Origin of the sequence: Nonomuraea sp. NPDC003804 (genome assembly GCF_040610675.1) — a bacterium.
GTDB lineage: Bacteria > Actinomycetota > Actinomycetes > Streptosporangiales > Streptosporangiaceae > Nonomuraea.
Genome location: NZ_JBEXMT010000004.1, coordinates 331473 through 340554 on the forward strand (window position 1 = coordinate 331473; position 9082 = coordinate 340554).

Here is a 9082-nt window from a genome sequence, read left to right on the forward strand (position 1 = left end):
CCGCCAACCCATGACATCCTTCGTGTAGAAGCGAAAGGGAAGGACGGGGGCATGGACAAGCCGGTCATCGTGACGGTCGACGACGACCCGGGCGTGTCGAGGGCGGTCGCCCGCGACCTTCGGAAGAAGTACGGCCAGCAGTACCGCATCGTGCGCGCCGAGACGGCCGAGCAGGGCATCGAGGCGGTCCGCGAGATGCGCCTGCGCGGCGACGAAGTGGCCGCGATCCTCGCCGACTACCGGATGCCGCAGATGAACGGCGTGCAGTTCCTCGAGGCGGCGATGGACATGTTCCCGTTCGCGCGCCGGGTGCTGCTGACCGCCTACGCCGACACCGACGCCGCCATCCAGGCGATCAACGTGGTCGACCTCGACCACTACCTGCTCAAGCCGTGGGATCCGCCGGAGGAGAAGTTCTACCCGGTGATCGACGGCCAGCTCGACGCGTGGCAGCGCACCGACCGGCAGGTCAAGGCCGAGCTGCAGGTCGTGGGCGACCGCTGGTCGGCCCACTCCTACCGGGTGCGTGACTTCCTGTCCCGCAACCACGTCCCCTACCAGTGGATGCTCGCCGAAGACCCCGAGGGGCAGCAGCTGGTGGCGGCCGTCGGCGGCGACTGCCACCTGCCGCTGGTGATCACCGCGGAGGGCGAGCAGCTGCAGGCACCCGACCAGTCGACGCTGGCCTCGGCCGTGGGCCTGTCCACGACGCCGTCCACCGACTTCTACGACCTCATCGTGATCGGCGGCGGGCCCGCGGGCCTCGGCGCCGCCGTCTACGGCGCGTCGGAGGGGTTGCGCACGGTGCTGGTCGAGGCGCACGCCTCGGGCGGCCAGGCGGGGCAGAGCTCGCGCATCGAGAACTACCTGGGCTTCCCCGACGGCGTCTCCGGCGCCCAGCTGGCCGACCGGGCCCGCAGGCAGGCGCTGAAGTTCGGCGCGGAGCTGCTGACCGCGCGCAAGGTCATGAGCCTGGAGGCCAAGGGCCAGGCCAGGGTCGTCGGCTTCAGGGACGGCGGCCAGATCGCGGCGCACGCGGTCATCCTCGCCACCGGCGTCACCTACCGCAGGCTGGAGGCGCCGGGGCTCGACGACTTCGTCGGCAGGGGCGTCTACTACGGCGCCGCGCTCACCGAGGCGCCCTCCTGCCGCGACAGCGAGGTCTTCATCGTCGGCGCGGCCAACTCGGCCGGGCAGGCGGCCGTCTACCTGGCGGGATTCGCCAGCAAGGTCCACTTGTTGGTGAGGGGTGACGGTTTGGAGAAGTCCATGTCCCACTACCTCATCGAGCAGATCGCCGCGATCCCCACCATCGAGGTCCACTACGAGACCGAGGTGACCGCCGGCTCCGGAGACGACCACCTCGAACGGCTGATGCTGACCACCAGGGGCGAGGAGTGGTCGGCCGACGCGCAGTGGCTGTTCGTCTTCATCGGTGCCGAGCCGTACACGACCTGGCTGGGCGACGGCATCGAGCGCGACGCCAAGGGGTTCGTCATCACCGGGCCCGATCTGGTGGCGTCCGGCGAGCGGCCGCGCAACTGGCCGCTGCGGCGCCAGCCGTACTTCCTGGAGACCAACGTCCCCGGCGTGTTCGCCGCGGGAGACGTGCGCGCGGACTCGATCAAGCGGGTCGCCTCCGCCGTGGGCGAGGGCGCGATGGCCGTCGCTCTGGTGCACCGCTACATGGAGAAGCAATGATCGACATAGACGAACTGCGCAAGCTCTTCCTCTTCGAGCGGCTGACCGACGAGCAGCTGACCCTGCTGGCCACCAAGGGCGAGGTCCGCTCCTACGACAGGGACTCCTTCGTCCTGCGGCAGGGCGAGCCGTCCGAGCACTTCTTCGTCCTCATCGAGGGCGAGGTGCAGATGCTGACCGACACCAGCGCGGGGCCGGTCGCCCAGCCGCGCACCTCCCAGCCCGGCGTCTACGCCGGCGCCGTCCAGGCCTACCTGGGCAACCGCGCGCCCGACGTCTACCAGCACTCGCTGCGCGCCACCGCGCCGTCGCGCCTGTTCGTGCTGCCGGCCAAGAAGTTCGGCCACATCGTCACCGAGTGGTTCCCCATGGCCTTCCACCTGCTGGAGGGCATGACGTACGGCGGGCGGGCGGCGCGCGAGATCATCGACAGGCGCCAGCGGCTCACCGCGCTCGGCACGATCACCGCGGGCCTCACGCACGAGCTGAACAACCCCGCGGCGGCGGCCGTGCGCGCCGTGAGCGAGCTGCGGACCAGCATCAGGGCCTCCCGCGTCCAGCTGGCCGAGCTGGCGGCCCACGGGATACCGCCGCAGAAGCTGCTGCACCTGGTCGAGATGTCCGACGCCTGCGCGCAGGCGGTCGGCACGCTGCCCCCTCGGTCCCCGCTGGAGATCTCCGACGCCGAGGACACCGTGGGCGAGGCGCTGGAGGAGATGGGCGTCGACGACGCGTGGGAGCTGGCTCCCTCGCTGGTGAACGCCGGGTTCACGCTCGACACGCTGGACAGGATCCGCACCAAGGTGGGCGACGAGCACGCCGGCGTGGCGCTGCGCTGGCTGTCGCAGGCCACGGAGATCTCGCAGATGCTGAGCGAGGTGACCGAGGCCACCGAGCGGATCACGTCGCTGCTCGACTCCGCCAAGCAGTACTCCCAGATGGACCGCGCGCCGTACAGCGTGCTGGACGTGCACGACCTGCTCGACAGCACGCTGGCGATCTTCAGGGGGAAGATCCCGCCCGGCGTGTCCGTGGTCACCGACTACGACCGGACTCTGCCGGACATCCCCGCCTACGGCGGCGAGCTCAACCAGGTGTGGACGAACCTGATCCACAACGCGCTCGACGCCATGGGCGAGGAGGGCACGCTCACGATCCGCACCGCCCACGACGAGGACGAGGCGATCATCGAGATCGGCGACACCGGTCCCGGCGTGCCCGACGAGATCAAGGAGCGCATCTTCGAGCCGTTCTTCACCACCAAGACGGTGGGCAAGGGCACCGGGCTCGGGCTGGACATCTCCTACCGGATCGTGGCGGGCCGCCACAACGGCGAGCTGAAGGTGCGATCGGTGCCCGGCGACACCTGGTTCGAGGTACGGCTACCGCTCCGCGAGGCCCCCGCCTAGCCCTGGCACCGACCGGCGATCATGTCCGTCAGCCGCGGCACCACGCGGTCGGCGGCGACCCTGAAGCCGTCGTGCTCGAACTCGTTGGTCACCCACACGCGCGTGTTGGCGACCCGGCCTGCCGTCTCCAGCGACAGGTCGGCGTCGACGTACATGTCGTCGTGGTAGACGACGGCGGCGACGGGCACCTGGTTGCCGGCCAGCCGCTCCGGGTCGTAGAGGGCGGGCCAGTCGGTGTAGGAGGCGAGCCGCTCGGCCGCCTCCTTGAACGGCCGCAGCGAGCGGATCTCGTCGAACATCCAGGGGTAGATCATCTCGCCGGTGAACATCTCGGGGGCGGCGAAGTCCTCCGGCATCACCCTGGCCGCGGCCCACGAGGTGGCGGCGCCCTGGGCGTAGATCGGCTCGTGCAGGACCGCGTACAGCGGGTTGCCCACGAAGCCCGTCGCGGTCATGACCTCGTACAGGAAGGCGTCGGACAGCCGGCCGCCGGCCCAGGCGTCGTCGAGCAGCCAGTGCAGCGAGGCGGCGCCGTCGCCGGTGCCGAGGCGCAGGCCGAGCGTCCTGAAGCGCCTGGAGGTGAGGCGGTCGCCGTCCGGCAGCAGCACCTCGGACTCGTCGAGGTGGGCGACGATCCGCCGCACCTTCTCGGCGTCCTCGGGGAAGCTCCGGTAGTAGCGGGTGACCTTGTCGCGCACCCGCGCGTAGGTGCGGGTGTAGACCTCGTCGGCGGTCGCCTCCAGCCCCGGCAGGCCCCCGGTGATGTGGCAGGCCCTGAGCGCGGCGGGCGCCTGCGACAGGTAGGTGAGGGTCACGAAGCCGCCGTAGCTCTGCCCCCACGTCTCCCACTGCTCGATGCCGAGCTTGGCGCGGATGTGCTCGCAGTCGGCGACGATGGCGTCGGCGCGGAAGTGCCTGAGATAGGCGGCCAGGTCGTCGGGCTTCTCGGGCGAGGAGGCGTCGGCGGGGGTGCTGCGGCCGGTGCCGCGCTGGTCGAGGAGGAGCACCCGGTGGGTCTTCAGGATGTGCGCGAAGTGCGCGGGCCCGGTGAGCCTGGGCGACCGGCCGCCGGGCCCGCCCTGCAGGAACAGCGCCCACGGCAGGCCCGAGCGGGCCGGATCGGCGATCTCGCGGGCGAAGACCGTGATGGCGGGGCCGTCCGGGTCCGCGTGGTCGAGCGGGACGGTGAACTCGTGATCGGTGGCTCGCAGGCCCGGCAGAGTGACATTCACTCCCCTATGATCACATTTCATGGATGAGGCTCCCCCTGGCATCAACCCTCACATTCCCAGCGTGGCCCGCATGTACGACTACTACCTCGGCGGCAAGGACAACTTCCGGGCCGACCGGGAGGCCGCCGAGAAGGTGCTCGCCGTCGTCCCGGAGACGCGGCAGGCCGCCAGGGAGAACCGCGCGTTCATGCAGCGCGCCGTCCGGTTCCTGGCCGGGCGGGGCATCAGGCAGTTCCTGGACATCGGCACCGGGCTGCCGACCCAGGGGAACGTGCACGAGGTGGCAGGGCCGGACGCTCGCGTGGTCTACGTGGACAACGACCCCATCGTGCTGACCCATGCCAGGGCCATCCTGTCGGGCGCCGAGGGGGTCGACGTCGCGCAGGGCGACCTGCGCCTGCCCGAGGCCGTCCTCGACAGCCCCGAGGCGCGCCGGCTGCTCGACTTCGACGAGCCGGTCGCGATCCTGGTCGTGGCCGTGCTCCACTTCGTGCAGGACACCGACGACCCCGAGCGCATCATCGGCAGGCTGAAGGAGCGGATGGCGCCCGGCAGCTACCTGGTGCTCTCGCATGCCTGCCCCAACCGTCCGGTGGAGTCGGAGGACATCGCCTCGGTCTACGACCTGGCCACCGCGGGCATCAGGCTGCGCGACCGCGCCGAGGTCACGCCGTTCTTCGACGGCCTGGAGCTGGTCGAGCCCGGACTGGTCAACGTGGCCGAATGGCGGCCGGAGGTGGCCGAGCTGGCGCCGTTGCAGGGCGTGGGCGACTACCTGCTCGGCGGGGTGGGCCGCAAGGGCTGACCACCCGCCGGCGAGCGCCGAGGGGCCCGCCGGCGGAGGCGTCAGCCGTCCAGGGCCGTCAGGTCGAGCCGCTGGAGCCGCTCGGGGTCGGACAGCACGTCGATGGCCACGATCTGCCCGCCCGTGACGGTGAAGCCCATGACGGACAGCGGCCGGCCGTTGGCGGCGACCACGACGCCGGCCGTTCCGTTGACCAGCGCCGGGCGGGCGAACGGCGACAGCTTCCCGAACGTGACCGCCTGCTCGGCGACGGTCCGCGCGCCGGTGAACACGACGGTGTGGCGGGCCCGCGCGAGGCCGCCGTCGGAGCGCAGCACGACGTCGGGGTGGAGCACGGCGACGAGCGCCTCGAAGTCGCCGTCGCGGGCGGCGGCGAAGAAGGCGTCGACGACGTCACGCTGGCGGCCGAGGTCGGGGTCGGGAGCCGGGGCCTGCCCCTGGACGCGGCGGCGGGCGCGGCTCGCGAGCTGCCGTGCCGCCGCCGGCGACCGTTCGATCATCGGGGCGATCTCCTCGAACGGCACGGCGAACATGTCGTGCAGCACGAACGCCAGCCGCTCGGCCGGTGACAGCGTCTCCAGGACCACCAGCAGCGCCAGCCCGACCGAGTCGGCCAGCAGCGCCTGCCGCTCCGGGTCGATCACGGACGCGGAGCCGATGATCGGGTCGGGCATGGACACGTCGAGGGGGTCCTCACGGCGCTGCTCGCGCGAGCGCAGCACGTTCAGGCACACGCGCGCCGCCACCGTCGTCAGCCACGCGCCGAGGTTCTCCACATCGCTGGTGTCGGCGCGGCTGAACCGCAGCCAGCTGTCCTGGACGGCGTCGTCGGCCTCGCTCACCGAGCCGAGCATCCGGTAGGCCACCGCTCGCAGCCGAGGCCGGTGCTCCTCGAACCGCTCGCTCAGCCGTTCGCGCTCGTCCACCGTGTCACGTTCCTTCCTTCCTTCCTTGCGGGGTGTCGTAACGGTAGACCCCTGGAACCCGGCGGATGTGACCGGGGCTCGTCGCGCGCCTTCCTATCGGGCGGGGCGGGAAGCTGGTACGCTCCCAAGCGAGCGCTTGGTTTATCAGCCGAAGGGCGGACGCATGAGGTTCTCCACCTTCCATCTCTTCCACCGGTTCGACGGGCAGAGCTTCAAGGACGTCTACGACTACCACCTTGAGCTCATCGAGCTGGCCGAGGAGCTGGGCTTCCACGGGGTACGGCTGGCCGAGCACCACTTCCGCGACTACGGCGTGGTCCCGAACCTGTTCACGCTGCTCGCCCACGCCGCCGCCCGCACCGAGCGGATCCGCCTGGGCACCGGCATCGTCGTGCTGCCGCTGCACAACCCGGTCCACGTCGCCGAGGAGGCGGCCCTCGTCGACGTGCTGTCAGGCGGCAGGCTCGACCTGGGCATCGGCCGCGGCTACCAGAGCTTCGAGTTCGAGGGCTTCGGCATCGACCTGGCCGAGGCGCGCGACCGCTTCAACGAGGCGCTGGAGGTGATCCTGGGCCTGTGGACCCAGGAGTCCTTCCAGCACGAGGGCAAGTTCTACCGGACGGGCGAGGTCTCGCTGACGCCCAGGCCGCTGCAGACGCCGTACCCGCCGATCCACGTCGCCGCCGTCTCCCCCGAGACCGTCACCATGTACGGCGAGCGCGGCCTGCCGATCCTGGCCGACCCCGCCGCGCCGTTCCGCAAGGTCGTGAAGGCGGCCGAGACCTGGCGCGAGTCGGCCGGAACGGCGACGGCCGACCTGGTCGTCGCCCGCAGCGTCCACGTGGCGCCGACCGTCGAGCAGGCGCGCGAGGACCAGGCGAGGTTCGAGGCGGCCTTCGACCGCTCGCGGATCTTCAACGAGCGCAGCGCGCCCATCGACCCGAAGACCGGCAAGGCCGCCCAGGGCTTCGAGTACTACCAGGACCGCTACCTCAAGGGCGGCTCGGTCTCCAACGACTTCCGCTGGGAGCAGCTGGAGGTCATCGGCGATCCCGCGCGGGTGATCGAGCAGATCGGCGTGCTGAAGGCGGCCGGGTTCTCCACCCTGCTGTGCGACTTCGGCAGCACGCGCCCGATGCCGCTGGAGGAGATGAAGAAGGTCATGCGGTTCTTCGCGACCGAGGTGATACCCGCGTTCCAGGAGGCGTGATGATCCACTCGCTGACACTCTCCGACGTCCTGGCCGAGCACGCCCGCAGCCGCCCGCAGGTGACGGCGGTGGTCGACGGCGAGGTCCGGCTCACCTATCCCGAGCTCGACGCGCGGGTCTCCCGCCTGGCCGGCGCGCTGGCGGGCAGGGGTGTGACGGCGGGCGAGCGGGTGCTGTGGCTCGGCCAGAACTCGCACGCCGTCCTGGAACTGCTGCTGGCCTGTTCCCGCCTCGGAGCGGTCTTCTGCCCTGCCAACTGGCGCCAGTCCACCGACGAGCTGCGGTTCGTCGTCGAGGACCTCGCGCCCGCCGTGGTGGTGTGGGAACGGTCGGAGGCCGCCGCGCCGCTGGCCACCGAGGCGTGGGTCGAGGACTACGCCGCGCTCGTCGAGGAGGGCGCCGCCCTCGACGGGCTACCGCCGGTCGACGACACGGTCCCCGCCCTGGCCCTCTACACCGCCGCCTTCGCCGGCCGTCCCAGCGCGGCCCTGCTCAGCAGCGCCGCGCTGCTCGCGCACGGCACCTCCCTGCTGGTGGTCAGGCAGATGGAACCGGGCTTCACCTTCCTCAACAGCGGGCCGCTCTTCCACGTCGGCACGATGATGTTCTGCCTGGCGACGCTGCAGATCGGCGGCACCAACGTCTTCACCCCCTCCTTCGAGGCCGAGGAGGTCTGCCGCCTGGTCGACGCCGAGAAGGTGACGCAGGCGTTCCTGTTCGGCCAGATGATCGACGCGGTGGTGGCGGCGAACGCGGAGCGCAAGTACGACCTGTCGTCGCTGCGGTTCGTCTCGCACTCGGCGGAGTGGGACGAGATGACCACGCCCGACGACTCGCCGTGGTGCAGGTCGAAGATGGGCGGCTACGGGCAGACCGAGGTCGGTGGCATGCTCACCTTCCTGGGCCTCGCGCCCGGCGCGGCCGGGTTCGCCGGCCGGCCCTCGCCGCTGGTCCAGGTGCGCATCCTGGCCGCCGACGGGAGCGAGGTGCCCGCCGGCGAGGTGGGCGAGATCTGCGCCCGCGGCAAGACCCTCTTCTCCGGATATTTCGCCCGGCCCGAGCTCAACGCCCAGAAATCCCTGTACGGCTGGCACCACACCGGCGACCTGGGCAGGCGCGAGCCCGACGGCACGATCACGTTCATCGGCCCCAAGCTCCGGATGATCAAGTCGGGCAACGAGAACGTCTATCCCGCGGAGGTGGAGCGGGCGCTCAGATCGCATCCCGCGGTGGCCGACGCCGCGGTCATCGGGGTGCCCGACGCCCGATGGCACCAGGCGGTGAAGGCCGTGGTGGCGCTGAAGGGCGAGGCGTCGGCGGACGAGCTGATCGAGCACGTCAGGGGGCAACTGGCGGGCTACAAGCGGCCCCGGCACGTCGACTTCGTGGAGTCCATCCCGAAGAAGGGCTTCACGCCCGACTACGACGCCCTGGACGCCGCCCACGGAGGGGGCAACTACCCCGGGAACTGACTCACGCGGCGCGCGGGCCCTCGTGGCCCGCGGCCGAACACCCGGGGGACCGACTCACGCCGCGCGCAGGCGGCCCTCGTGGCCCGCGGCCGAACGCCCAGGGTGCCGACTCACGCCGCGCAGGCGGTCCTCGTGATCCGCGGCCGAACACCCGGGGTGCCCGCCGCGATCACCGCGTCGAACGCGGCCTGCTCGAGACGTTCCGGTAGCCCGCACCGAGTCGCGCGTCAGCGCGTCAGCGCGTCAGCGCGTCAGCGCGTCAGCGCGTCAGCGCGTCAGCGCGTCAGCGCGTCAGCGCGTCAGCGCGTCAGCGCGTCAGCGCGTCAG

The 9082-nt window shown here is 71.4% G+C and carries 7 protein-coding genes; 5 read left to right on the forward strand and 2 right to left on the reverse strand.

What is annotated here, in order from left to right; all coding sequences use genetic code 11:
- The first annotated feature begins 51 nt into the window (after positions 1–51).
- Both ABZX22_RS07750 and ABZX22_RS07755 read left to right on the forward strand, forming a co-directional pair.
- Entirely contained in the window at positions 52–1701 is a 1650-nt protein-coding gene (locus ABZX22_RS07750; RefSeq protein ID WP_354906804.1) for an FAD-dependent oxidoreductase, read from the forward strand.
- Positions 1698–3110: an ATP-binding protein gene (locus ABZX22_RS07755; RefSeq protein ID WP_354906805.1), complete on the forward strand. Its 1413-nt coding sequence runs from the start codon at positions 1698–1700 to the stop codon at positions 3108–3110. The genes ABZX22_RS07750 and ABZX22_RS07755 overlap by 4 nt, the downstream gene beginning before the upstream one ends.
- Here the strand turns inward: ABZX22_RS07755 and ABZX22_RS07760 are convergent.
- A complete protein-coding gene (locus ABZX22_RS07760; RefSeq protein ID WP_354906806.1) occupies positions 3107–4342 on the reverse strand; it encodes an alpha/beta fold hydrolase in 1236 nt (411 codons plus the stop codon). The genes ABZX22_RS07755 and ABZX22_RS07760 overlap by 4 nt on opposite strands.
- Positions 4343–4361: 19 nt before the next feature.
- On the opposite strand from ABZX22_RS07760, the gene ABZX22_RS07765 reads away from it, so the two are divergent.
- A complete protein-coding gene (locus tag ABZX22_RS07765) occupies positions 4362–5147 on the forward strand; it encodes an SAM-dependent methyltransferase (protein ID WP_354906807.1) in 786 nt (261 codons plus the stop codon).
- Between the two features lie 41 nt (positions 5148–5188).
- On the opposite strand, the gene sigJ is transcribed toward ABZX22_RS07765, so the two are convergent.
- Positions 5189–6073, reverse strand: coding sequence for an RNA polymerase sigma factor SigJ (sigJ, locus tag ABZX22_RS07770; RefSeq protein WP_354906808.1), 885 nt, complete (start codon positions 6071–6073; stop codon positions 5189–5191).
- Between the two features lie 163 nt (positions 6074–6236).
- Between sigJ and ABZX22_RS07775 the strand changes: the two genes are divergently transcribed.
- Positions 6237–7283 (forward strand): LLM class flavin-dependent oxidoreductase, encoded by a 1047-nt coding sequence (locus ABZX22_RS07775; protein WP_354906809.1) that lies wholly within the window; start codon positions 6237–6239, stop codon positions 7281–7283.
- Positions 7283–8755: an AMP-binding protein gene (locus ABZX22_RS07780; RefSeq protein WP_354906810.1), complete on the forward strand. Its 1473-nt coding sequence runs from the start codon at positions 7283–7285 to the stop codon at positions 8753–8755. The genes ABZX22_RS07775 and ABZX22_RS07780 overlap by 1 nt, the downstream gene beginning before the upstream one ends.
- Positions 8756–9082: the final 327 nt, after the last annotated feature.